Origin of the sequence: Alloyangia pacifica, assembly GCF_900116195.1 — a bacterium.
In the GTDB taxonomy this organism is placed as follows: Bacteria; Pseudomonadota; Alphaproteobacteria; order Rhodobacterales; family Rhodobacteraceae; genus Salipiger; species Salipiger pacificus.
In genome coordinates, this window is sequence record NZ_FOZW01000004.1 from 157,091 (window position 1) to 180,586 (window position 23,496).

The 23,496-nt window shown below is 66.4% G+C and carries 21 protein-coding genes; 9 read left to right on the forward strand and 12 right to left on the reverse strand.

What is annotated here, in order from left to right; translation table 11 throughout:
• Positions 1–22 precede the first annotated feature (22 nt).
• From infB to rimP, 4 genes are read right to left on the reverse strand one after another with little or no spacing between them, the layout of a single operon-like run.
• On the reverse strand, positions 23–2,548 hold the full coding sequence (gene infB / locus BM397_RS10245) for a translation initiation factor IF-2 (RefSeq protein ID WP_092423581.1): 2,526 nt from the start codon (positions 2,546–2,548) through the stop codon (positions 23–25).
• A gap of 10 nt (positions 2,549–2,558) precedes the next feature.
• A complete protein-coding gene (locus tag BM397_RS10250) occupies positions 2,559–3,212 on the reverse strand; it encodes an RNA-binding protein (protein WP_092423583.1) in 654 nt (217 codons plus the stop codon).
• Between the two features lie 7 nt (positions 3,213–3,219).
• Positions 3,220–4,851, reverse strand: a complete 1,632-nt coding sequence (nusA, locus tag BM397_RS10255) for a transcription termination factor NusA (protein WP_092423586.1) — start codon at positions 4,849–4,851, stop codon at positions 3,220–3,222.
• Positions 4,852–4,855: 4 nt separating this feature from the next.
• Complete coding sequence (rimP, locus tag BM397_RS10260) at positions 4,856–5,440, reverse strand: ribosome maturation factor RimP (protein WP_092423588.1); 585 nt, start codon at positions 5,438–5,440, stop codon at positions 4,856–4,858.
• 337 nt (positions 5,441–5,777) lie between these two features.
• Here rimP and BM397_RS10265 point away from each other — a divergent pair, with 337 nt between their 5' ends.
• Positions 5,778–6,734, forward strand: coding sequence for a zinc-binding metallopeptidase family protein (locus BM397_RS10265; RefSeq protein WP_092423590.1), 957 nt, complete (start codon positions 5,778–5,780; stop codon positions 6,732–6,734).
• A gap of 6 nt (positions 6,735–6,740) precedes the next feature.
• Here BM397_RS10265 and BM397_RS10270 read toward each other — a convergent pair whose 3' ends face one another.
• Together BM397_RS10270 and BM397_RS10275 are read right to left on the reverse strand one after the other, a co-directional pair.
• The gene (locus BM397_RS10270) at positions 6,741–8,597 is read right to left on the reverse strand and encodes an FUSC family protein (RefSeq protein ID WP_092423592.1); all 1,857 of its coding nucleotides are present in this window, start codon (positions 8,595–8,597) and stop codon (positions 6,741–6,743) included.
• Positions 8,594–9,085: a MarR family winged helix-turn-helix transcriptional regulator gene (locus BM397_RS10275; protein ID WP_245696041.1), complete on the reverse strand. Its 492-nt coding sequence runs from the start codon at positions 9,083–9,085 to the stop codon at positions 8,594–8,596. Before BM397_RS10275 ends, BM397_RS10270 begins: the two co-directional genes overlap by 4 nt.
• Before the next feature lie 155 nt (positions 9,086–9,240).
• Here BM397_RS10275 and BM397_RS10280 point away from each other — a divergent pair, with 155 nt between their 5' ends.
• Complete coding sequence (locus tag BM397_RS10280; protein ID WP_092423594.1) at positions 9,241–10,962, forward strand: tetratricopeptide repeat protein; 1,722 nt, start codon at positions 9,241–9,243, stop codon at positions 10,960–10,962.
• Positions 10,949–11,833, forward strand: coding sequence for a 4-(cytidine 5'-diphospho)-2-C-methyl-D-erythritol kinase (locus BM397_RS10285; protein ID WP_092423596.1), 885 nt, complete (start codon positions 10,949–10,951; stop codon positions 11,831–11,833). Before BM397_RS10280 ends, BM397_RS10285 begins: the two co-directional genes overlap by 14 nt.
• 46 nt (positions 11,834–11,879) lie before the next feature.
• Here BM397_RS10285 and BM397_RS10290 read toward each other — a convergent pair whose 3' ends face one another.
• Entirely contained in the window at positions 11,880–12,881 is a 1,002-nt protein-coding gene (locus BM397_RS10290) for a polyprenyl synthetase family protein (RefSeq protein ID WP_092423598.1), read from the reverse strand.
• Positions 12,882–12,935: 54 nt separating this feature from the next.
• Between BM397_RS10290 and BM397_RS10295 the strand changes: the two genes are divergently transcribed.
• The 3 genes from BM397_RS10295 (at position 12,936) to BM397_RS10305 (ending at position 14,220) form a co-directional block, all read left to right on the forward strand.
• A complete protein-coding gene (locus BM397_RS10295; RefSeq protein WP_092423601.1) occupies positions 12,936–13,157 on the forward strand; it encodes a putative signal transducing protein in 222 nt (73 codons plus the stop codon).
• Positions 13,154–13,933: a tRNA1(Val) (adenine(37)-N6)-methyltransferase gene (locus BM397_RS10300; protein ID WP_092423603.1), complete on the forward strand. Its 780-nt coding sequence runs from the start codon at positions 13,154–13,156 to the stop codon at positions 13,931–13,933. Before BM397_RS10295 ends, BM397_RS10300 begins: the two co-directional genes overlap by 4 nt.
• Before the next feature lie 113 nt (positions 13,934–14,046).
• Positions 14,047–14,220, forward strand: a complete 174-nt coding sequence (locus tag BM397_RS10305) for a YdcH family protein (RefSeq protein WP_092423606.1) — start codon at positions 14,047–14,049, stop codon at positions 14,218–14,220.
• Positions 14,221–14,564: 344 nt separating this feature from the next.
• Here the strand turns inward: BM397_RS10305 and BM397_RS10310 are convergent, their stop codons facing one another.
• The 4 genes from BM397_RS10310 to BM397_RS10325 all read right to left on the reverse strand — a co-directional run bounded on the left by BM397_RS10310 (position 14,565) and on the right by BM397_RS10325 (position 18,794).
• Entirely contained in the window at positions 14,565–15,488 is a 924-nt protein-coding gene (locus BM397_RS10310) for a VOC family protein (protein WP_092423608.1), read from the reverse strand.
• A gap of 194 nt (positions 15,489–15,682) precedes the next feature.
• Complete coding sequence (gene phbB, locus BM397_RS10315) at positions 15,683–16,405, reverse strand: acetoacetyl-CoA reductase (protein ID WP_092423610.1); 723 nt, start codon at positions 16,403–16,405, stop codon at positions 15,683–15,685.
• Positions 16,406–16,550: 145 nt separating this feature from the next.
• A complete protein-coding gene (locus BM397_RS10320) occupies positions 16,551–17,726 on the reverse strand; it encodes an acetyl-CoA C-acetyltransferase (protein WP_092423612.1) in 1,176 nt (391 codons plus the stop codon).
• A 225-nt stretch (positions 17,727–17,951) separates the two neighbouring features.
• Complete coding sequence (locus BM397_RS10325; RefSeq protein WP_245696042.1) at positions 17,952–18,794, reverse strand: EAL domain-containing protein; 843 nt, start codon at positions 18,792–18,794, stop codon at positions 17,952–17,954.
• Between the two features lie 398 nt (positions 18,795–19,192).
• On the opposite strand from BM397_RS10325, the gene rpsD reads away from it, so the two are divergent.
• From rpsD to preA, 3 genes are all read left to right on the forward strand, one after another.
• The gene (gene rpsD, locus BM397_RS10330; protein ID WP_092423616.1) at positions 19,193–19,813 is read left to right on the forward strand and encodes a 30S ribosomal protein S4; all 621 of its coding nucleotides are present in this window, start codon (positions 19,193–19,195) and stop codon (positions 19,811–19,813) included.
• Positions 19,814–19,990: 177 nt separating this feature from the next.
• Positions 19,991–21,313, forward strand: coding sequence for an NAD(P)-dependent oxidoreductase (locus BM397_RS10335; protein WP_092423618.1), 1,323 nt, complete (start codon positions 19,991–19,993; stop codon positions 21,311–21,313).
• A 12-nt stretch (positions 21,314–21,325) separates the two neighbouring features.
• Entirely contained in the window at positions 21,326–22,627 is a 1,302-nt protein-coding gene (gene preA, locus BM397_RS10340) for an NAD-dependent dihydropyrimidine dehydrogenase subunit PreA (protein ID WP_092423620.1), read from the forward strand.
• A 186-nt stretch (positions 22,628–22,813) separates the two neighbouring features.
• Here the strand turns inward: preA and BM397_RS10345 are convergent, their stop codons facing one another.
• Positions 22,814–23,461 carry a TetR family transcriptional regulator C-terminal domain-containing protein gene (locus tag BM397_RS10345; RefSeq protein ID WP_092423622.1) on the reverse strand — a complete coding sequence of 216 codons (648 nt, stop codon included), beginning with the start codon at positions 23,459–23,461 and terminating at the stop codon, positions 22,814–22,816.
• Positions 23,462–23,496: the final 35 nt, after the last annotated feature.

Genomic DNA, 23,496 nt, shown 5'->3' on the forward strand with positions numbered 1-23,496 from the left:
TGCCCGGAAAGGGCAGGGGAGATCAGAGCGAGCGCTCGACTTCCTCGCGCTCGAAGATCTCGATGACATCGTTGGGCCGAATGTCGTCGTAGTTCTCGAAGGCCATGCCGCATTCCTGACCGGACTGCACTTCGGCAACCTCGTCCTTGAAACGCTTGAGGGTCTTCAGCGTGCCTTCGTGGATCACCACGTTGTCGCGCAGCAGGCGGACGCCTGCGGAGCGGCGAGCGACGCCCTCGGTGACCAGACAGCCGGCGACCTTGCCGACGTTGGAAACCTTGAAGACTTCCTTGATGTTCGCGTAGCCGATGAAGTTCTCGCGGATTTCGTTCGACAGCAGGCCGGAAGCCGCCGCTTTCACATCGTCCACGAGGTCGTAGATCACCGAGTAGTACCGGATCTCCACGCCCTTCTGGTTGGCCGCATTGCGGGCCGGAGCGTTGGCACGAACGTTGAAGCCGATGACCGGGCAGCCCGAGGCTTCGGCAAGGCCGATGTCGGTCTCGGTGATCGCGCCCACACCGGAGTGGATGACGCGCACGCGCACCTCGTCGTTGCCGACCTTCTCGAGAGCCTGAACGATCGCTTCGGTCGAGCCCTGCACGTCCGCTTTCACGATAACGGGCAGTTCCGAGACGCTCTCGTCGTCCTTGGCCTTCTGCATCAGCTGCTCGAGGGTCGTCGCGGCACCGGCTGCGGCGCGCTTGTCCTTCGAGACCTGTGCACGGTACTCGGCGATCTCGCGGGCCTGCGCCTCGGTCTCGGTGACGTTGAGAACGTCGCCTGCCTCGGGCGTGCCATTGAGACCCAGCACCTCGACGGGCACCGACGGGCCGGCTTCCTGCACGCGCTCACCCTTGTCGTTGATCAGCGCACGGACCTTGCCGTACTGCTCGCCCACGACGAAGATATCGCCCTGCCTCAGCGTGCCGTTCTGAACGAGCACGGTCGCGACCGGGCCGCGGCCCACGTCGAGCTGCGCTTCGATCACGGCACCAAGTGCGGCGCGGTTCGGGTTGGCCTTGAGCTCGAGAATCTCGGCCTGAAGAGCGATGGCTTCGAGCAGCTCGTCGAGGCCCTTGCCGGTCTTGGCCGACACCTCGACGTCCTGCACGTCACCCGACATCTCTTCGACGACGATCTCGTGCTGCAGCAGGTCGGTGCGGACCTTGGTCGGGTTCGCGTCCGGCTTGTCGCACTTGTTGATCGCGACGATCATCGGCACGCCGGCGGCCTTCGCGTGGCTGATGGCCTCGACGGTCTGCGGCATGACCGCATCGTCCGCGGCAACCACCAGAACCACGATGTCCGTCACCTGTGCACCACGCGAGCGCATCGAGGTGAAGGCCGCGTGGCCGGGGGTGTCGAGGAACGACAGGACCGCGCCGCTGTCGGTGGTCACCTGATAGGCGCCGATGTGCTGCGTGATGCCGCCGGCTTCGCCGGAGGTCACGTTGGCATTGCGGATCGCGTCGAGCAGCGAGGTCTTGCCGTGGTCGACGTGGCCCATGATCGTGATGACCGGCGGGCGGCCCTGCAGATCCTCGGGAGCGTCTTCGGCGACCTTGATCACATCCTCGACGTCGGCATCGGACACGCGGGTCACGCGGTGGCCGAATTCCTCGATGATGAGTTCCGCGGTGTCGGCGTCGATGGTCTGGTTCTGCGTCGCCATGATGCCGCTCTGCATCAGCGACTTCACGACATCGGCCACGCGTTCCGCCATGCGGTTCGCCAGCTCAGCGACGGTGATCGCCTCGGGAAGCTGAACGTCGCGCACGACCTTCTCACGCTGCTGGCTGCCGCCCATCGCCTTCTGACGCGCACGCTCCTGCTTGCGCTTCATCGCGGCCATGGACTTCTGCCGACCGCCTTCGCCGCCCAGAGCCTGGTTCAGCGTCAGCTTGCCGGAGCGGCGTGCACCGTCGTCGCGGCCACGGGCCGAACGACCGCGCTCTTCGCGCTCGCGCTCTGCCTTGCGCTGCGGCTGAGCCGCGGGCTTGGCCGAAGCGGGGGCGCCACCGGCGCGTGCCGGACCTGCTGCCGCATCGTTGCCGGCTGCTGCTGCAGCCTTCTTGGGCGCGGCTTCCGCCTTCTTGGCAGCTTCCGCCGCCTCGGCAGCTTCGCGGGCCTTGCGTGCCTCTTCCTCGGCTTTCGCCTTGGCACGCTCTTCGGCCTCGCGCTGCTCGCGCTCTTTCTGTTCCTTTTCGGCGCGCAGGCGCTCACGCTCCTCGGCGCGGGCCTTTTCCTCGGCCTCGCGCTGAGCAGTCTCTTCGGCTTCGCGCGCCTTGGCGGCCTGCAGCGCGCGCAGCCGGCGTTCCATCTCCGAGTCGGAGATGCCCGCCGGGCGCTTGCCCGATCCGCCATGCGATCCGCCGCCCGAACCCTTTGCACCGCCAGCGGCGCCCGTTTTCGGGACCACGACGCGTTTGCGCTTGGTTTCCACCACGACGTTTTTTGTGCGGCCGTGGCTGAAGCTCTGCTTCACGTTCCCCGAGTGGGACCCGCCGCGCAAACCCAAAGTCTTCTTGCCGTCGTTATCGCTCATTAAGATTCTCTTATCCTTTCCGGCGGCCCTTGCCGCCCGCGGCAGCCCCTGCTGCCGCTTTCGCGTCTGCCGATGCGACGCGCAGGCCCTTCAAACGTTGGGCCTCCTCTACAACACGTTTGGTGAGTCCACCAGCGCCAAGCGCGGCATGTATCACCTTTTCACGTCCGAAGGCCAGCCCCAGTTCGTCTGCGGTGAGCCAGCCGATGTAGTTCCCCCCGTAGGGAGTACTCAATTTCGTCTTCCCGCGGGCCGATCCGTCCTCGGCCTGGATCAGGACGCGGGCTTCCTCTTTCGAGAGCCAGTCCTTCACCTTCTCGTAGCCCGAGACGGCGCCGCCGCCCTTGCGGGCGAGGCTGATCAGCTCGACAACCCGGCGGGCGAGCATGCCCTCCAAGAGATCGGGCAGCCCCTCGGGCACCGTCACCGGGGCCTTGGCCGCGCGGGCAAAGAGACCCTTGCCCGCCGCCTTTTCCAGGGCCTTACGGTCGGCCGACACCCAGATGCCCCGACCGGGCAGCTTGCCCGCGAGGTCGGGAACGACCTGGCCCTCAGGCCCGACCACGAAACGGATCAGACCGCCCTTGGGCTCCACATCGCCGGTGGCGATGCAGCGCCGCTCGGGGCCGTCAGCCCTGTCCTTTTCCTGACCTCCGCGACTCATCTGGGGTTCAGGCCTCCGCCTCGTCCGACTCGCCATCCTCGGCATCGAGCTCGTCGCCCTCTGCCGCGCTGGCAACCAGTTCCTCGGGGTCGACCCAGCCCAGCATAACGCGGGCGGTCATGATCAGGTTCTGCGCCTCGTCGAGGTCGACGCCGAATTTCTCGAGCAGACCATCGTCCTTCTGGCGCTGTCCGTCGACCGTGGTCCAGCCACCGGCCAGTTCCCAGTCGGCGCAGGTCGCGAAGTCTTCGAGCGACTTGATGCCGTCTTCGGCCAGTGCCTCTACCATCTGGGGAGTGAGGCCCTCGAATTCAACAAGGCTGTCCTCGACACCCAGCTCGCGGGCCTTCTCGAGCGCCTTGCGGGCCTGCTCTTCGAGGAATTCGCGGGCGCGGGTCTGCAGTTCCTCGGCGGTGCCTTCGTCGACGCCATCGATGACCAGCAGCTCGTCGAGCTCGACGTAGGCGACTTCCTCGAGGTTGCTGAAGCCTTCGGCAACCAGCAGCTGGGCAAAGAACTCGTCAACGTCCAGCGTGTCCATGAACAGCTTGGTACGAACTTCGAACTCGGCCTGGCGGCGCTTGCTCTCTTCTTCCTCGGTCATGATGTCGATGTCGAGACCGGTCAGCTGCGAGGCGAGACGCACGTTCTGGCCGCGGCGGCCGATGGCCAGCGACAGCTGCTCGTCGGGGACGACGACCTCGATGCGCTCGGCATCCTCGTCGAGGACCACCTTCGACACTTCGGCCGGCTGCAGCGCGTTGACGAGGAAGGTCGGCATGTCCTCGTTCCACGGGATGATGTCGATCTTCTCGCCCTGCAGTTCGTTCACGACGGCCTGCACGCGGCTACCGCGCATACCGACGCAGGCGCCCACGGGGTCGATCGAGCCGTCATAGGAGATGACGCCGATCTTGGCGCGCGAGCCGGGGTCACGGGCCACGGCCTTGATCTCGATGATGCCATCGTAGATTTCCGGCACTTCCATCTTGAAGAGCTCGGCCATGAATTCCGGCGCGGTCCGCGACAGGAAGATCTGCGGGCCGCGGGCCTCGCGGCGCACGTCCTTGACGTAGCAGCGGATGCGGTCGCCGGGACGATAGCTTTCGCGGCCGATCTTCTCGTTGCGGCGCAGGATGGCTTCGCCACGGCCGACGTCGACGATGACGTTGCCGTATTCCTCGCGCTTGACCTGACCGTTGATGATCGTGCCCTGACGGTCCTTGAACTCTTCGTACTGGCGGTCGCGCTCGGCTTCGCGCACCTTTTGCAGGATCACCTGCTTGGCGCTCTGCGCGGCAATACGGCCGAGGTCCACCGGCGGGACTTCCTCGACATAGGTGTCGCCCACCTTGGGGTCGGCCATGTATTGCTTGGCCTGCTGGACGGTCATCTCGGCCTGGTAGTTCTCGAGGAGATCATCCTCGACCACGGTGCGCACGCGGGTGAAGCTGGCGCGACCGGTCTTGCGGTCGATCTTCACGCGGATGTCCATCTCCGAGCCGTAGCGGCTCTTGGCGGCGCGGGCGAGGCTCTCTTCCATCGCTTCGATCACCAGCGAGGGGTCGATCATTTTCTCGCGGGCGACGGCTTCGGCGGTCTGCAGAAGCTCGAGCTGGTTGGCAGAGGTGATTGCCATGGTCTTAGTCCTCCTGAGCGGCCGCGTCGTCGGCCTCGATGTCGTCGAATTTGGTTTCGTCCACTTCCTGCGCCTTGCGGGCGCGGAGCATGTCGCGGATCAGATCGTCGGTGAGCACCAGCTTGGCGTCCGACAGCCAGTCGAACTGCAATCCGATGGTCTGCTCTTCGTCGCCGTTCTCGATGTTGAGCAGCACTTCGTCGCCCTCGACCCCGGCGACCACGCCGCGCCAGCGCTTGCGGCCGTCGATCATCTCGGCGGTCTCGATCTTCACCTCGTAGCCCTCGAAGGTCTCGAAGTCCTTGAGGCGAGTAAGCGGGCGGTCGATGCCGGGCGAGGATACCTCGAGCGTGTAGGCGTCGATGATGGGATCCTCGACGTCGAGCACGGCGGAAACCGCGGTCGATATATCGGCACATTCATCGACTTCGATGCCGCCTTCGGGGCGCTCGGCCATGATCTGCAGGGTCGCCGTCTTGCCGCCCATGAGGCGGATGCGCACGAGCTCGAATCCCATGTCCTCGATGACCGGGCCGACGATCTCGGCGAGGCGCTTGTCCAGCGATGATTTGGCGATGAGGTCGGTCATTCTTCCGACTCCTTCGGAAACAAAAATACGGGCTCGCGGCCCGTCGATGTTTCCCGGTGGAGCTTCGGTGCAGGACCGACGCGCCGCTGTTGAAGGGGCATATACGTGTCCGCGGGGGATTTCGCAAGGGTGATTCACCGGGCCGCCGGGCGAGGGCGTTTCCGGCCGTGCCCAAACGGTCTCGCCATCAGAAGCGCCGATCGGCGACGGGCTGCCTGTCATCAGCCCGTCGCGCAATCAGCTTCCCATGCGCCGTCGGGTGGCGCTTCAATGTCGCGGGGAACCAACCGCGCCCCGCGCCGTTACCGACCCGAGTCCCGCACCCGAGGAATCCCCGATGCAAATCTTTCGCTGTCCTGCCTGCTCCAGCCCGGTCTATTTCCACAACCTTGCCTGCACCTGCGGGCAGGAGGTCAGCTTCGATCCCGATGCGCAAACCATGGTTGCCGGTGCTGCCTATTGTGCCAACCGCGACGACATCGGCTGTAACTGGGTGGCCGAACAGGGCGGGCTCTGCCGCTCCTGTGCGATGACCGAAACGGTGCCCGACCTGCGTGCGGATCAGAACCTGCCGCTGTGGGAAGAGAGCGAGTCGGCCAAGCGCCGCATGCTGGCCGAGCTGGGGCGCTGGGGCTGGTTCACCTCGATCGACACAGGGGCGCGGCCGGTGTTCCGCATGCTCTCGGAGGAGACACTTCACGGCGAGGCCGACGTGATCATGGGGCATGCCGATGGGGTGATCACGATCAATGTCACCGAGGCGAGCGACGCTGTGCTGGCCGAGCGGCAGGAGCAGTTCGGAGAGCTCTACCGTACCATGCTCGGGCACATGCGGCACGAGATGGCGCACTTCCTTTTCCTGCGGCTGGCGGAAGTGCCGGGCTTCCTCGATGATTTCCGGTCCCTCTTCGGCGACGAGCGCGCCGATTACGGCGAGGCATTGCAGCGCCACTACAACACCCCGATGGAGCCGGGCGAGACCTATATCACCACCTATGCCACCGCCCACCCGCACGAGGATTGGGCCGAGACGCTGGCCCACCTGCAGCACCTCGTGTCGCTGCTCGACAGCGGCGTGGCGAGCGGGCTGCGGCTGCAGGAGATTCCGGGCGAGGGTTACGATCCCTATCTCGAAGCGGACACCGAGGCGCTGATCACCCGGGCGGTCCACCTGTCGATCGCGGTGAACCACGTGAACCGGGCATTGGACCTGCCCGACCTCTATCCCTTCGTGCTGACCCAGCCGGTGCGCGAGAAGATGGCGCTCGCGCACCGCTGGCTGCGGCGTCTCTGAGGCGGGTCAGCCTGCCAGCGAGGCCGCGCTGCGTGCTGCGTGGCGGAAGATGTCTGCATCGGGGCCGACGGCGCGTCGGGCGAGCCGGCTGAGCGCACCCTCGGCACGCCCCGGGGTTTCGCCAATGCGCTCGAGCCGGGCCAGCGCCGCCTTCAGTGCCCGACGCTCGGCAGCGGGCGTTTCCGGCGCCGCGAGGATCTCGTGGGCCCGCATCGTCGCGTGCCCGAGGTCGAGCAGCGCCAGCCCGCTGTCGAGCGCATCGCGCTGCGCGCGCGCCGAGCGTTCGGTCAGCCGGAACAGGCGCAGCATCCGGTGATAGAGCCGGGCGCGCCAGACCGCGCGGTGCCGCAAGGCCTGCGCATCGCCCGCCAGCGCCGCCACGTCGTGCAGCATCATCTTCGCCAGGGTCACCTGTTTGCGGCGCAGGGTCGGCGGGTAGATCGTGCGGTAGGCGGCCAGCGCAGCCAATGGTGCGGCGACCACCGCGAGCCCCATCATCACCGAGGTGCCGAACGTTCCGGTCAGCGGCAGCGCCGGGTGCAGCAGGAGCAGCATCACCATGTTGTAGTCGAAGGCGACCTTCATGCCTCTGTCATGCCCGCTCAGCAGGCCGCCGAGCAAGATGAAGGGCAACACCATTGCCACCAGCTGCCATTCGGCCCCGGCATGAGGCCAGATCAGCCAGCGGATCGCCAGCGCCATGCTCGCGCCGAGGAACTGGCCGAGGAAGACGAATGGCAGCATGGCAATCGGGTTCTCGAAGGTGGTGAAGATCGAGATCATGATCGACATGCCGAGCAGCAGGAAAGCCCCGGCGGCAAAGCCGGTGATCTGCCAGAGCGCGCCGAAGAGCAGCAGCGCTCCGGTGGCGCGGATCGCCGCCTCGCGCGCACCGATCCAGTCGCGGTGCAGCACCACGGGCAACATTTCTTCGGCGGTCGGGACCGAGCGGTTTTCGGGCGCACGCCAGCGGGCCAGCGCGGCAACCAGCGGCGACAGCGGCTCGCGCAGGTCGGGAAGTGCGGCGGCGCGTTGGAGCGCGGTCAGTGCGGCGGCACTGTCCCCGGCGCGCAGGGACTGTGCGGCCTCTTTCAGGGCCAGTCCGGCGGTGTCGGGCACGGGCGCAGCGTCACGTCCGCGCCGCCAGAGCAGCACCGACAGGGCGGTCGACAGCAGGGCCCGGCTGGCGCGGGTCTCGCGGTGCGAGCGCAGCGAGCCTGCGGCGTGGGGGTCGAGCGCCTCCTCGGCGCTGGCCAGGGCCGAGATCAGCTGGCGGGCGGCCTCGGGATCGGAGCTGGGCGCGGCAAGCTGATCGCAAAGATCGGCAAGAATGCCGCGAATCCGGGCGCGCAGCGCGCTTCCGTCGGCGGCGGGGGCAAAGAGCCAGCCGACCACCAGTGCCGCGAGCACGCCCACCAGCACCGTCGCCATCCGGTCGGCGCCGAGGGCCAGCACGTTCTCGGGGTGGCCCACGTCGAGCAGGGCGACCATGGCAGCGGTATAGCCGGCCAGCACCGTGCCATAGGCGATGAAGCCGCGGGCAAGGTTGGCCAACCCGGTGCAGAGCCCGACCCAGAGCGCCAGCCCGATCACCAGAAGCGCCGGGTGCACCAGCATGGCAAGGATCAGGCCGATCCCTGCGATCGTGCCGATCACCGTTCCGGCAAAGCGGAAGAGGCCCTTTTCCAGAAGCTGTCCCCTGACGGGCTGCGAGGCGGCCCAGACGGTCATCCCCGCCCATTGCGGGTGTTCCAGTCCCAGCAGCCAGGCGATCACAAGTGCGAGACAGGCAGCAAAGGCCGTACGCAGCGCAAAGATCAGGCGATCCCGGTTGAAGCCGAGTTTCTGGAAAGCCCCGGTCATGCCTCCACCTCCTCGGCAAGCATCGCTTCGGCCCGCGCTTCGATGCGGGTGAAGCCGTCGAGCATCGCAGTGACTTCGCTGTCGCCAAGATCGGCGAGCAGCTCGCTCTCGGCCTGCAGCAGCATGGCGCGGATGCGGGCAAGTTCGGCGCGGCCTTCGTCGGTCAGCTGGATGAGCCGCGCCCGGCGGTCCGATGGGTCGATCCGGCGCTCGACGAGGCCGCGGGTCTCGAGCAGGTCGAGCAGCCGAACCAGTGTCGATGTGTCGAGCGAAATGCGTGCCGCGAGGTCGCGCTGGCTGATGCCGTCGCCGCCCTCTGCAAGATGCACCAGCGGGCGCCAGGTTGCGTCGGTCAGCCCGGCCTCGGCCAGGCGCTTGTCGACGACGCGGTGCCAGTGCCGGGCAAGGGTGACGAAGGCAAAGCCGAAACGGTCGCGGGGGGAGGAGGAATGGGTCATGAGATGCGTGTAGGTAAAAATGATTGGCATTGCAAATTAATTCGTGCCGTCAAGTCAGGTGCAATACGTCGCGCGCGCAGCCCAGCCGGCGAGGCTCCGCGCTCGCCTTCGCGTGAACGGGGCGCGGATTGCGCCGGGGGGCGGCGCGGTCTAGTCTCGTCGGCAACCAATCAACAGGAGGCGGCATGTCGGGCAAGGCACTGGGGACACTTCGCAGCACGGTTCTCGCGCTTGCGCTCATGGCGGCAGGCGCGGCCTCGGCCGAAAGCCTCTCGGGCGACTATCTGGCCGCGCGGCAGGCCAGTTTCACCGGCGACTTCAAGGCGGCGGCACGCTACTACGGCGAAGCGGTCAAGCATGACCCCGAGAATGCTGAACTGCTGGAGCGGGCGTCGCTCGCGAACATCGGGCTTGGGGATTTCGTCCGGGCCGAAGCCCTGGCCGCGCGGCTTGCCGCGCTGGGCCAGAACAGCCGGATCGCGCAGCTCGCCGAGATTGCCGTGCTGGCGCACGATGAGGACTATTCCGAGCTGCAAAAGCGGGTCGACGACGACCGCGCCGCCGGCCCGCTGATCGACGGCCTGCTGACGGCATGGGTCGAGCTGGGTCGCGGCGACGTGAGCGCAGCGCTGGCCTCTTTCGACGCCGTTGGGCAAGAGCGGGGCCTTGCCGGGTTTGCGGCCTATCACAAGGCGATGGCGCTGGCGTCGGTCGGTGATTTCGAAGGGGCCGAGGCGATCTTCGGCGACCCCGCGGGTAACGCGATGCAGATGACCCGGAGCGCGGTTCTGGCGCGGGTCGAGATCCTGTCGCAGATCGATCGTCAGGACGACGCGGTGGCGCTGATCGACGAGGCCTTCGGGCCGCAACTCGACCCGGGCATCTCGGCGCTGCGCGAAAAGCTGGCGGCGGGTGAGGCGCTGCCCTTTGATATCGTCACCTCGGCGCGTGACGGGATTGCCGAGGTGTTCTTCACCATCGCTGGGGCGCTCGCCAACGAGTCGGCCGAAGACTACACGCTGCTGCACGTGCGCGTGGCAGAGTTCCTGCGCCCCGATCACGTCGGCGCACTGCTGATGGCGGGCGAGCTGCTGGAGAAGATGGGTCAATACGAGCTGGCGGCGGCAACCTATCGCCGCGTGCCGCGCGATGATGCCGCCTTCCACGTGGCCGAGCTGGGCCGGTCCGACGCCCTCCGCGCCGAAGGTAAGCTCGATGCGGCGGTCGAGGTGCTGGAACAACTGGCCGACACGCATGGCAACCTGCCGGCGGTGCAGTCGGCGCTGGGTGATCTGATGCGCCAGCTCGAGCGCTACGACGAGGCCATCGCGGCTTACGACAACGCTCTGGCGACATTCGCCGAGCCCGACCCGGCGCAATGGTTCCTCTATTACGCGCGCGGCATCTGCAAGGAGCGCGACGGCGACTGGGAAGCCGCCGAACAGGATTTCCGCGCTGCGCTGGAATTCGTGCCGAACCAGCCGCAGGTGCTGAACTACCTCGGCTATTCCATGGTCGAGCATCATGTGAACCTCGATGAAGCGCTTGCGATGATCGAGCGCGCGGTCGAGGCAGAACCGCAGAGCGGCTACATCGTCGACAGCCTTGGCTGGGCGCTCTACCGGCTGGGCCGCTACGACGAGGCGGTGGGCCACATGGAACGCGCCGCCGAGCTGATGGCGGTCGACCCTGTGGTCAACGATCACCTCGGGGATGTCTACTGGGCGGTGGGCCGCAAGACGGAGGCGCGCTTCCAGTGGCAGCGCGCGCTGTCCTTCGTCGGCTGGGAGGACGCGTCGGACGATGTCGAGCCCGAGCGCATCCGCCGCAAGCTGGCGGTGGGACTCGATGCCGTTCTCGCCGAGGAAGGTCGGCCGCCGCTGAAGGTGGCGAATGACGTGGACTGATGTCTTCGCTCCGGCGAAGATCAACCTGACCCTGCACATCACCGGCCAGCGCGACGACGGGTATCACCTGCTCGACTCGCTGGTCGTCTTCGCGCCGGTGGGCGACGCATTGCGCGTCGCGCCAGCCCCCGAGCTGTGCTTGCGACTCGAGGGGCCGGAGGCTGAGGGGCTTCCGGCGAATGGCGACAACCTCGCGCTGCGCGCAGCTGCCATGGTGGGAGAAGGGCAGGGCGTCGAGATCGTTCTGGAAAAGACCCTGCCGGTGGCCTCCGGGATCGGCGGCGGGTCTGCGGATGCCGCCGCCGCCGCCCGCGCCGTTTTGGCCGGGGCAGGGGCGCTGGACGGGGCGGGTCTGGCGCGCGCGGAAGCCGCGCTGCTGGCGCTGGGGGCGGATGTGCCCATGTGCCTGCGCTCGCGTCCGGTGCGGGTGCGCGGCATAGGTGAAGGGCTGGAGCCGGTGACCCTGCCGCCGTTGCCCGCCGTGCTGGTCAATCCGCGCGTTCCGGTATCGACGCCGCAGATCTTCCGTAGTCTCACCTCGCGTGACAATCCCCCGATGCCTGAGGTGATGCCGGAGTTCGCGGACGCCGAGGCGCTGATCTGCTGGCTGACGGGATTGCGCAACGACATGGAGCCCGCAGCGAAGGCATTGGAGCCAATGATCGGCAGGGTGCTGTCGGAGCTCTCCGAACTGCAGGGATGCAGGCTGGCGCGCATGTCGGGGTCCGGGGCGACATGCTTCGGCCTCTTCGCGACGATGGCAGAGGCGGGGGCGGCAGCAGCGGCACTGCGCGCGGCGCGTCCGGACTGGTGGATTGCCGAGGGGCTGCTGGGAGATCAGCAGGCGCGGGCGATGCCGCGACAGGGCTGAGACGGGGCTGAGACGGGGCTGAGCTCCGGGCCTGCGTGGCGCGGGCTCAGTAGAGCCGCGCCACCACGAAATCGGCGAGTTCGATCATCACGTCGCGCAGCTCGGACTGCGGGAGTTGCGCCATGGAGGCCTTGGCCTTCTCCGACCAGCCGAGAGCGTCCTCGCGGGTCGCTTCCAGAGCGCCGTGCTTGTTGAGCAGCTTCAGCGCGTGTTCGAGGTCGCCCTCTTCCTGCTTGCCCTTCTCGATGGTGCGCTGCCAGAAGGCGCGCTCCTCTTCGTCGGCAGCGGCCACGGCCTTGATCACCGGCAGCGTCAGCTTGCGCTCGCGGAAGTCATCACCGACGTTCTTGCCGGTGGCCGAGCTGTCGCCCATGTAGTCGAGCAGGTCGTCGGCAATCTGGAAGGCGATGCCGAGCGCGTCGCCATAGTCGAAGAGCGCCTGCACCTGCGCCGGGTCCGACCCGGCGATGACGCCGCCGACCTCGGTTGCCGCAGAGAAGAGTGCCGCGGTCTTGCCGCGCACCACCTGCAGGTAGATGTCCTCATCGGTGCTGAGATCCTGCGCCGCAGTGAGTTGCAGCACCTCGCCCTCGGCGATGGTCGCCGCGGCGTTCGACAGGATTTCCAGAACCCGCAGGTTGCCGGGCTCGGTCATCAGCTGGAAGCTGCGGGCAAAGAGGTAGTCGCCGACCAGCACCGAGGACTTGTTGTCCCACAGCAGGTTTGCGGTGGGACGGCCGCGCCGCTGCGCGCTCTCGTCGACAACGTCGTCATGCAGAAGCGTGGCAGTGTGGATGAACTCCACCGTCGCGGCGAGGTGCACGTGGTAGGGGCCGTCGTAGCCGCAGATATTCGCGGCGGCGAGCGTCAACATCGGGCGCAGGCGCTTGCCGCCCGCCTCGACCAGATGCGCGGTCACCTCCGGAATGCGCGGAGCGTGTTTCGACGCCATCCGCTCGCGGATCAGGGCGTTCACTGCGGCCATCTCGTCGGACAGCATCGCCGCCAGGCGATCGTGCGGTTTCGCTTTTACCGTATCCAAGCCCATCAGACCCCCGTCACAGGCTCGACAAGGCCGGGGCCCTGTCCTTACATCCCCAGTATGGAAGAACTCTTGCGCACAACCGACATCACACTGATCCCGCTGGCGAAGACCCTCCTAGATGGGCAGGGTATAGACAGCTTTGAGTTGGACGTAAATATGAGCGTCCTCGAGGGTTCACTCGGCATACTCCCGCGCAGATTGATGGTGCGCAGCGCCGATCTGGAGGCAGCGCGGCGGGTCCTGCGCGACTTCGGCATCGCCTTCGAGGCTGGTGCGTGAGGGTCGACCCCTTCGCCGAGGACGCGTTGCATTGCGACGATTTCCTGGGCGGACAGGCGCGGATATGGCAGCCAAAACAGGGTCTTGGTTATCGCGCCGGTGTGGACCCGGTATTGCTTGCGGCGAGTGTCGAGGCGCGGCCCGGTGAAGAGGTCCTGGAGCTTGGTTGCGGTGCCGCCCCGGCGCTGATCTGCCTGGGCGTGCGGGTGACGGGGCTGCGACTGGCGGGGGTGGAGGTCCAGCCGGCCTACGCGGCCCTCGCGCGGCGTAACATTGCCGAGAACGGTCTTCAGGGAATGATCCTTGAGGCGGACCTCGCCAGTCCGCCGGCGGAGCTGAAGGCGCAAAGCTTCGATCACGTTCTCGCCAATCCGCCCTATTTCGAACAGGGCAAGCGCAGCGTTTCCCCGGATGCGGGGATCGAGCTGGCGCAGGCCGGGGCGCTGCCGCTGGCCGACTGGGTCGCGCTGGCGGCGAAACGTCTGAAACCACGTGGCACGGCGACCTTTGTCCAGCGCGTCGAGCGCCTGCCCGAGCTGGTCGGCGCGCTGAGCACCCATCTGGGGTCCGTCGAGGTGCTGCCGCTGGCGTCGCGCGAAGGGCGCGCGCCGCGGCTGATTCTTGCTCGGGGGCGCAAGGGCGGCCGGGCAGCTTTCCGCCTTTGCCCTCCGCTCGTGCTTCACGCCGGCGCGTCCCACCTTGAAGACGGCGATGATTATACAAATGTCGTCAAAGCAGCCTTGCGTGACGGAAAACCGGTCAGCTTTGACGGGTGAGCGGAGTTCCGAGCATCGCCTTGAGCCTGCGTAAAGCAATGCTGCGGGTGCGGCGTGACAGAATGTAAAAGTTATGCTGCACTGAGTGTGCCTAAAGCAAAAAGGAGGACCTAATGAGCTTAACTTCTCACCTGCAAGAACTGAAGAAGAAGCACCAGAACCTCGCCACCACCGTGGAAGAAATGCAGCGCAGTCCGGGGACGGACGACCTGCATGTCGCCGCCCTGAAAAAGCAGAAACTCCGTATCAAGGAAGAGATTAGCCGGCTCTCGGCCGAGGCCACCTGACGTGGTCCAGGGCAGGTAGCCTCCCACCGGGACGCCACCCACCCGCCTAGAGAGCGATCAGGTCCCATGGGCAGCCGCGTCCCGGGACCGCAGAGCCTCCGGGCCCGAGAATCGGGCCCGGGCAGCAGGGCGAAGCGCCAGCGGCATGCCGCATCGCGGCAATTGCAGAAACGCCATTTCGACTCGCATCCCTTTTCCCCCTTGCAAGCATGACCGTGGTCGCGAAGCGTCCGGTCTTTGGAAGAGTGCGTGTCGGGCCCTGCAGAAAAAAGCGCCCCCGGAGAGCCAAGCTCCGGGGGCGCACCTGTTGAGAGGGGAGGTCTTGGGCTCGGGACCAGCAGCTCTCAGCCCAGCGGTTCCAGCGTCTTTTCGAGCTGTTCGCGCAGGTGGGCGTGCTGGGTCGGCAGTTTCAGCGCCTCGCCGAGGTGGCCACGGTCCTCGTCGCGGTCGAAGCCCGGCTCGTTGGTCGCCACCTCGAAGAGCACGCCGCCGGGGCTGCGGAAGTAGATCGCGTAGAAGTAGTCCCGGTCGATCTGCGGCGTGATCTGGAAGCCCTGCTCGGTCAGCGCCTTGCGCACCTCAAGCTGGGCCGCGCGGTCCTCCACCGCGAAGGCGATGTGGTGCACGCTGCCCGCGCCCTGTTCGCCGCGTGGCGCATCTACCGTCTCGATGTCGATGGTGCCCGCGCCGTTGTGCTCCGGGAGCACCAGCCGCATCACGTTGGCCTGGCGACACTCTTCCCGGTAGCCCATGGCGCCCAGCAACTCTGCAGTCGGACCCGCGTCGCGCAGGCGCATCTGCACCGAGTGGAAGCCGCGGATCGCCATGTCCGTGCCCACACCATTTCCCGTCCAGGGGGCACGATCATCCTCGGCTTCGACCAGCGCCAGGCCCTCGCCGTCCGGCCCCTCGAAGGCCAGCCGCAGCTCGCCGTAGCGGTTGAGCCGCTCCAGTCCCTGAACACCGGCTTCGGTCAGTCGCGCTTCCCAGGCATCGAGCGAGCCCATGGGCACGGCAAAGGCGGTGGTGGCCACCTCTCCGGTGCCCCGGCGACCGCGTGCTGCGCGGGGGAAGGGGAAGTAGGTCATGACGCTGCCGGGGGTGCCGAGCTCGTCGCCGTAGTAGAGGTGGTAGACATCGGGGGCATCGAAGTTGACGGTCTTCTTCACCCGGCGAAGGCCGAGCGCCTCGGTGAAGAAGGCATTGTTGCGAGACGCGCTGCTGGCCAGCGCAGTCACGTGATGCAGGCCTTTGATCTGGGTAAGCATGGTCTCTCTCCTGATGAGGAATTGATCCCGATATAGGCCCAAGCGACCTTGCAGAAAACGAACATGGCCGCGCGAAGGGGCTGCACCAGTGCACAGCCGGATGCGAGGCGGTGCGGATTCGGCGATCCGTCAAAAGCAAAGGCCCCGGCGCGAGTGCGTCCGGGGCCAGTCGTGTCTTGCTTGCGAGCAGGGTGTCAGACGAAGAACTGCCCGCCGTTGGCCGAGATCGTCGAGCCGTTGACGAAGCCGGCCTTCTCGTCGGCGAGGAAGACCACACAGCGGGCGATCTCTTCGGGCTCGCCGAGGCGGCCGGTGGGGATCTGCGCGATGATCGACTCGCGGACCTTCTCGGGCACCGCCATGACCATTTCCGTGGCGATGTAGCCGGGGCAGATGGCGTTGGCGGTGATGCCGTAGCGTGCGCCCTCCTGCGCCAGCGACTTGATGATGCCGAGATCGCCGGCCTTGGTCGCGGCATAGTTCACCTGCGCGAACTGCCCCTTCTGGCCGTTGATCGACGAGATCACGATGACCCGCCCGAACTTGCGCTCGCGCATGCCCGGCCAGAGCGGGTGCACGGTGTTGAAAACGCCGGTGAGGTTGGTGTCGATGACCTCTTTCCATTGCTGGGGGGTCATCTTGTGGAACGGCGCGTCGCGGGTGATGCCCGCGTTGGCGACCACCACGTCGATCGGGCCGAGCTCGGCCTCGACCTTCTCGATCCCTGCCTTGGACGCTTCGTAGTCGGCGACGTTCCACTTGTAGGTCTTGATACCCGTCTCCGCGGTGAAGGCCTGTGCCTTCTCGTCGTTCCCGGCATAGGTCGCGGCTACGTCGTACCCTTCTGCCTTCAGTGCCTTCGAGATCGCCTCCCCGATCCCGCGGCTGCCGCCCGTGACCAATGCAACTTTTGCCATTCTGTCCTCCAATTCGGAAGTTCCCCACTCCAGTAATGTTGTTACTGAAGTTAATTAAAGTTAGCAACAATATTGCGTATGTATTTTGCGCCTGCAGCATTGCACGCAAAGAAAAAGGGGCGCCGCAGCGCCCCCTTACAAAACGTCAGTCGCGTTCCACGCAGAGCGCGACGCCCATGCCGCCCCCGATGCAGAGCGTCGCGAGGCCCTTCTTGGCGTCGCGGCGCTTCATCTCGAAGAGCAGCGTGTTCAGGATGCGGGCTCCAGAGGCGCCGATCGGGTGGCCGATGGCGATGGCGCCGCCGTTCACGTTCACGATCGACGGGTCCCAGCCCATGTCCTTGTTCACCGCGCAGGCCTGCGCGGCGAAGGCCTCGTTGGCCTCGACCAGATCAAGGTCTTCGGGCTTCCAGCCAGCCTTTTCCAGCGCCTTGCGCGAGGCGTGGATCGGGCCGACGCCCATAATCGACGGATCGAGGCCGGCGGTGGCGTAGGAGACGATGCGGGCGAGCGGCTCGATGCCACGCTTCTCGGCGTTGTCGGCGCTCATCAGCAGCACGCCGGCGGCGCCGTCGTTGATGCCCGAGGCGTTGGCCGCGGTGACTGAGCCGTCCTTGGTGAAGGCCGGGCGCAGCTTCTGCATGGCCTCGATGGTGGCGCCGTGACGGATGTATTCATCCTTGTCGACGATGATGTCGCCCTTGCGGGTCTTTACGGTGAAAGCGATCACCTCGTCGTCGAACTTACCGGCCTTCTGCGCAGCCTCTGCCTTGTTCTGCGAGGCAAGGGCAAACTCGTCCTGCTGTTCGCGGCTGATCTGCCACTGCTCGGCGACGTTCTCGGCGGTCTGACCCATGTGGTAGCCGTTGAAGGCATCCCAGAGGCCATCGCGGATCATCGTGTCGATGTATTTCATGTCGCCCATCTTGTGCCCGGCGCGCAGGTGCGCGGCGTGGGGCGAGAGGGTCATGTTCTCCTGTCCACCGGCGCAGACGATGTCGGCATCGCCCAGCAGGATGTGCTGCGCGCCCAGCATCACGGTGCGCAGGCCCGAGCCGCAGACCTGGTTGATCGACCAGGCCGAGCTTTCCTTGGGCAGGCCGGCATTGATATGCGCCTGACGCGCCGGGTTCTGGCCCTGCGCCGCGGTCAGCACCTGGCCCAAAATGGTCTCGGACACCTCTGCCTTGTCGACGCCGGCGCGAGCGACCAGCGCTTCGAGCATGGCGCTACCAAGGTCATGGGCAGGGGTGTTGGCAAAGGCGCCGCTGAAGCTGCCCACGGCGGTCCGGGCCGCGGATGCGATTACGACGTTGGTCATGAAATTCTCCCTCCAAGCAAAGCGGGTGATCGGAACGCGTCCCTCCGCCCTCTTGGCGGGAGCAACGGCTCCGCATCTGGCCTTGGCCTTTTGATAACGCGGGGATCTTCGCCTGCACAGGGGCGGCGGTGCGGATTCGCGCATGTTTGCGCAATTCGTCGCAGATGCCTCAAGCGGAGGCGAGGAGGGGCAGGGTGGGCTTGGCAGGCCGGTTTTCGGGGGAAATCAGGCTTTGTTGTGCAGCGGCGGGTCCATGCGCCAGTCCGGATGGGCCACCGGCGCGCCATGGTAGTATCCCTGCAGGCAATTCACGCCACTCCGCGCGACGATCTCTGCCTCGGCCTGAGTCTCGACCGATTCGGCCACCGTGAACATGTCGAACTGCTCGGCGATGGCCACTATGGCGCGCAGCAGCACCTGATTGTCGGGGTCGCTGTCGATGCCGCGGATCACCTGGCCGTCGATTTTCAGGATATCGAAGCTGAAGCGCTTGAAGTGCCGGAGCACGGTTTGCCCTGCGCCGAAATCATCCATGGCAAAGGCGATGCCGCGGCGGTGCAGATCGGTCATGAAGCCGATCACGAGTTCCGGCAGCAGCATCGCCGAGCTTTCAGTGATCTCGAGGATCAAGCGTGCGGCGACGGTGGGGTCGGCGGCCAGGCCCTTTTCCAGCACACGCATCCAGCGGCGGTAGCCGATCGAACGGGCCGACATGTTCACGGAGAGCCGCAGGTCCGGCGCGCGGATCAGTTCGGCGATGCCCTGTTCCAGCGCGAGGCAGTCTAGAATGCGGCCCTCTTCAAGCTCTTCGACCTCGAAGATGAACTCGCGCGCGGGCACGATCCGCCCGGTCTCATCCATCACGCGCAGCATAGCTTCGTGAAAGGCGACGCGTTCGGGCGCATTGGCCTGAACCACGGGTTGGAAGACCAGCATCACCTGCCGGTGGCGGATCGCATCGCGCACGCGCTGCAGGATGTCGCGGTCGCGCAGGTGGATCGCGCTGTCCAGCAGGGCGCCGGGGCCGTCCGGCTGACCCGGGGCGGGGCGGAGGCGCCGCCTTCGCATGGCCCTTGCTGTGTCGGGGTCCCTCATCCCCGGTTCCTCATGGCTCAGTCCTCATGTGGGTTTCCTCTTGGTTGTAGTCCGGGCCCTATGCCGAGTGCCCTGCGGCCGTCTTCCGGCGTCAGCTCCTTCATGTGGATTTGCCATCATCGGCGTGGCACGATAGGCGGGGCTGAAAAGCGCGGGCCGGGCTCCCTTTCAGTCTGGGCGCAGACCGTTTAACGCGGGATGAATCCCTGCAGTGGAAGGAAAGCGCCTAATTCGCGCGAAGAGCAGTTGACTCCCCCTGCAATCCCCATATAAGCGCCCGCTCATTGGTGTTGGTGGCCCCCGCAAGGGGATGCCTGTCGGCCTTCGGGCAGGAGGACAACGCCCTTCACATCTTTTGAAGGAGATCAGCCGTGACCAAACGCACGTCTGCCAAGTACAAAATTGACCGCCGCATGGGCGAAAACATCTGGGGCCGTCCGAAGTCCCCGGTGAACAAGCGTGAATACGGCCCGGGCCAGCACGGCCAGCGCCGCAAGGGCAAGATGTCGGACTTCGGTCTGCAGCTGCGCGCCAAGCAGAAGCTCAAGGGCTACTACGGTGACATGACCGAGAAGCAGTTCCGTCGCATCTTCGGCGACGCGGAACGCCTCAAGGGTGACACCGGCGAGCTGCTCATCGGCCTGCTCGAGCGCCGCCTGGACGCCGTCGTCTACCGCGCCAAGTTCGTGCCGACCGTCTTCGCAGCCCGTCAGTTCGTGAACCACGGCCACGTGCTGGTGAACGGCAAGCGCGTGAACATCCCCTCCTACCGCGTGAAGGAAGGCGATGTCATCGAGGTTCGCGAGAAGTCGAAGCAGATGACCGTCCTGCTGGAAGCTGTTCAGCTCGCAGAGCGTGACGTGCCCGACTACATCGAGGCCGACCACTCCAAGATGACCGCGACCTTCGTGCGCACCCCCGGCCTTGCCGACGTGCCCTACGCGGTTCAGATGGAACCGAACCTCGTCATCGAATACTACGCGCAGAACTGATTCTTCTGCCCGTACGATCCTTGGAAGGCCGCGCAGCGATGCGCGGCCTTTCTGCATTTCTGCCCGGGTTTTGGGCAGGTGTTCCGGCGGCAGTCGATCTGATTATTTTACCGATTGATAAAAAAATCGACCTGTGAGAGCGTTTCTCCATTGCGCAAGGCAGCGGGGAGGCGACCGATGGACGCAAGACAACTGGCAGGAGGGATCCGCGCGGGACGGCTGGAGCCGCAGGCGCTGGAGGAGGGATTTACCGACCTGCACCCTCCATACGACGATCACGAGGCGCTGGTGGCGGCGGACCGCTGCTACTTCTGCCACGACGCGCCCTGCGCGACGGCATGCCCGACCACGATCGACATTCCACTCTTCATTCGGCAGATCGCCACCGGCACGCCTGAGGCGGCGGCAAAGACGATCCTGTCGCAGAACATCCTCGGCGGCATGTGCGCCCGGGTTTGCCCGACGGAGACGCTCTGCGAGGAGGTTTGCGTGCGCGAGGTGGCCGAGGGAAAGCCGGTCGAGATCGGCCGTCTGCAGCGATATGCCACCGATACGGTGATGGCGCAGAAAGCCCACCCTTTCGAGCGTGCCGCCCCCACGGGCAAGCGCGTGGCCGTGGTCGGGGCGGGGCCGGCGGGCCTGTCCTGTGCGCATCGCCTGGCGATGAAGGGCCACGAGGTGGTGATCCTCGACGCGCGGCCCAAGCCGGGCGGGCTCAACGAGTTCGGCATCGCCGCCTACAAGAGCACCGATGATTTCGCCGCGCGCGAGGTCGACTGGCTGCTCGGCATCGGCGGGATCACCCTCGAAACCGGTAAGGCGCTGGGGCGTGATGTGACGCTGGAGGGGCTGACTGCCCAGTATGATGCGGTTTTCCTGGGTCTTGGCCTTGGCGGGGTGAACGCGCTGGGCATCGACGGCGACGACCGAGAGGGCGTATTGAACGCGGTGGATTTCATCTCAGAGCTGCGGCAGGCCGGTGATCTGGCCATGCTGCCGGTCGGCCGTGACGTGGTGGTGATTGGCGGCGGCATGACCGCCGTGGATGCCGCCGTGCAGTCCAAGCTGCTGGGCGCGCTCAACGTCACCATCGTCTACCGCCGCTCGCAGGCGCGCATGGCGGCCAGCGCGTTCGAGCAGGAGCTGGCGCAGGCGCGCGGCGTGCGGATCATCTGCAACGCCATGCCCAAGGCGGTGCACGGCAATGGCGCGGTACGGGAGATCGAGTTCGAGTTCACCGATGACGAACTTACACCCACCGGCGAGAGCTTCCGCCTGCCCGCCGACCAGGTGTTCCGCGCCATTGGCCAGAGCCTGGTGACCGAGGGTCTGCCGGCGCTCGACGGGCGCAAGATCGCGGTCGAGGGGCCGGGGCGCACTTCGCTTCCCGGTGTCTGGGCCGGGGGGGACTGCGCCGCCGGGGGGGATGACCTGACCGTCACCGCCGTCGCCGAGGGCCGCGACGCGGCCGAAGACATCCACGCCACGTTGATGGGCTGAGGAGGGACCGACATGGCTGATCTGACGAGCGATTTCGTGGGCATCAAGTCGCCCAACCCGTTCTGGCTGGCCTCGGCGCCGCCGACGGACAAGGAATACAATGTGCGCCGCGCCTACGAGGCGGGCTGGGGCGGGGTGGTCTGGAAGACCCTCGGGGAGGAAGGCCCGCCGGTGGTCAACGTCAACGGTCCGCGCTACGGCGCGATCTGGGGCGCGGATCGGCGGCTCTTGGGGCTCAACAACATCGAACTGATCACCGACCGCCCGCTCGAGGTGAACCTGCGCGAGATCAAGGCAGTCAAGCGCGACTACCCCGACCGCGCGCTGGTGGTCTCGCTGATGGTCCCCTGCGAGGAGGCGGCGTGGAAGGCGATCCTGCCGCTGGTCGAGGAGACCGGGGCCGACGGGGTCGAGCTGAACTTCGGCTGTCCCCACGGGATGAGCGAGCGCGGCATGGGCTCGGCGGTGGGGCAGGTGCCCGAGTACATCGAGATGGTGACCCGCTGGGTGAAGCAGAACAGCCGCATGCCCTGCATCGTGAAGCTGACGCCCAACATCACGGACATCCGCAAGCCCGCCGAGGCCGCCAAGCGCGGCGGCGCCGATGCGGTTTCGCTGATCAACACGATCAATTCGATCACCTCGGTCAATCTCGATCTCTTCGCCCCCGAGCCGACCATCGACGGCAAGGGCGCGCATGGCGGCTACTGCGGCCCGGCGGTCAAACCCATCGCGCTCAATATGGTGGCCGAGATCGCCCGCTCGCCAGAGACGCACGGAATGCCGATTTCGGGCATCGGCGGGGTGACGACCTGGCGCGACGCGGCGGAGTTCATGGCGCTTGGGGCGGGCAACGTGCAGGTCTGCACGGCTGCGATGACCTATGGATTCAAGGTCGTGCAGGAGATGATCTCGGGTCTGTCACAGTACCTCGACGAGAAGGGCGTCGGGCTTTCCGACCTCGTGGGCCGGGCGGTGCCGAACGTGTCGGACTGGCAGAACCTCAACCTCAACGCAATCTCCAAGGCGAAAATAGACCAGGACCTCTGCATTTCCTGTGGCCGCTGCTATGCCGCCTGCGAGGATACCTCCCACCAGGCCATTGCCATGTCCGAGGGCCGGGTGTTCACCGTCAAGGATGATGAATGCGTGGCCTGCAACCTCTGCGTCAATGTCTGCCCTGTCGAGGGCTGCATCAGCATGGAGCGGATGGAGGTCGGGGCGACGGACCCGCGCACCGGCAAGGTGGTGCCCGCAGAGTTCGGTGATTGGACCACCCATCCCAACAACCCGATGGCCCGCGCGGCCGAGTGATCGAGGCGCAAGCCCGCCGGGAACAATGGCGAAGCCGCCGGACTAGCGCCGGCCCGTTCCGGCGGGCCGGCGCTGCGTCGTCCTTGCACAAGGTTCAAGTGTCTCGCGGACTTGGCTGGCATAAAGCGCTGAGCTCCATCGTTGCTGCGCCACCCCACGGGCAGGCGCTCGCCCGGCGGCTTCGCCTCAGCCCTTCGGCGTCAGGATCGCCCGAAAGATCGTCTCGACGTGGGCATTCGCCGCCTTCCAGCCCGCCGTCTCGTCGGGCACCAGCACCCGCACCTGCGTGTCGAAGTCGGCGAAATGCTGGGTCAGCGCCCAGATCGACATGACCAGCTGCTGCGGGTCCTGTGGCGCGAGCTTGCCCGCGTTCATCCACCCCGCGATCAGCGCGCATTTCTCGTCGAACAGCGGTTTCAGATCGCTCTCCAGATGCGGCAGCATGCGCGGCGCGCCCTGGATGATCTCGATGGCGAAGAGCCGGCTTTCGCGCGGGAACTGTCGGCTCATCTCCATCTTGCGGCGCACGTAGCCGAGGATCTCCTCCAGCGGATCTCCCTCCGCATCCAGCTCGCGCAGCGGATCGAGCCATTCGGTCATCAGCGCGTTCAGCAGGGCGACGTGGATCGCCTCCTTGCCGTCGAAATAGTAGATGAGGTTGGGCTTCGACATGCCCGCAGCCTCGGCGATCTGGTCGAGCGTCGCGCCGCGGAAACCGTGTTGCGAGAACACGTCCAGCGCTGCATCTATGATCTTCTTGCGGTTGCGGATCTGGATTCGGCTGGGCTTCTTCTCCGGCGTCTTTTCGGGTGGCTTTTCAGAGGGAGCGGGCATGGCATTCCTTGGCTGCTGCTTTTCCGGGCGGCGCT